1 protein-coding gene is annotated in these 843 nt (G+C 35.8%); it reads right to left on the reverse strand.

Annotated elements, in window-relative coordinates:
• On the reverse strand, window positions 1-843 hold an 843-nt coding region (locus tag WA327_RS07840), incomplete at both ends, for a choice-of-anchor J domain-containing protein (RefSeq protein WP_336068338.1).

An 843-nucleotide genomic window follows, 5' to 3' on the forward strand; every position in this document is an offset into this window, starting at 1 on the left:
TGTTACAGTTCCTCCTGCTGTTACATCTACTAATTCTATATTCCAAGACGTTTCTGTTCCGCCTGCTGTCCAACTTAAATCTGCTGAAGAAGAAGTGACATTAGAAGCTGTTAAAGCACCTGGTTGTATACAGCTTGGGATTGGTTCTACTACAAATTCATCAAAATAAATATAATAACCATCTAAACCTCCAGATGGTACATGTATTGCTATAAATACATCTCCTGTGTAACCACTTAAGTCTATTGGTGTTATCTCTGTTTGGGTTGTACTTGAAACTTGAGTTAATGGTAGTAATTCTTCAGTAAAATCTGTAGGTGTGCTTCCTAAAGTAGATAAAACTACTCTATAATCATTTGGCTCTGAAGAACTTCTTGCTCTTACACTAAATTTTAAACGTTCATTACCTGTTAATGTAAATTGAGGAAGCACTAAATAATCATCATTATTACCTGAATTAAAATCTGTATATAGTCCTGCTGTTGTTGATCCTCCTACTCCATAAGTTGTATACGTTCTCCAGTAATCTGTATCTCCATTATTGTTAATATAACTCCAACAATTAGGTAAATCTGGTGTAGAAACTGATTCAAAGTCTTCTGACCATGGGTATGAAGTTATAGGATTACATAATGTTGTAAAAGAAAATGGTCCAGCCCAAGCACTTGTATCACCTCCACAATCTGCTTGTACATAATATTCGTAATCATTACCTGCTGTAAGACCTGTTAGTGAATATGGATTAGTTACTCCTGTTGCAGTAGCTGTTCCTGTTACAGTTCCTCCTGCTGTTACATCTACTAATTCTATATTCCAAGACGTTTCTGTTCCGCCTGCTGTCCA

Source organism: Mesoflavibacter sp. CH_XMU1404-2 (genome assembly GCF_037029465.1).
Taxonomy (GTDB): domain Bacteria; phylum Bacteroidota; class Bacteroidia; order Flavobacteriales; family Flavobacteriaceae; genus Mesoflavibacter.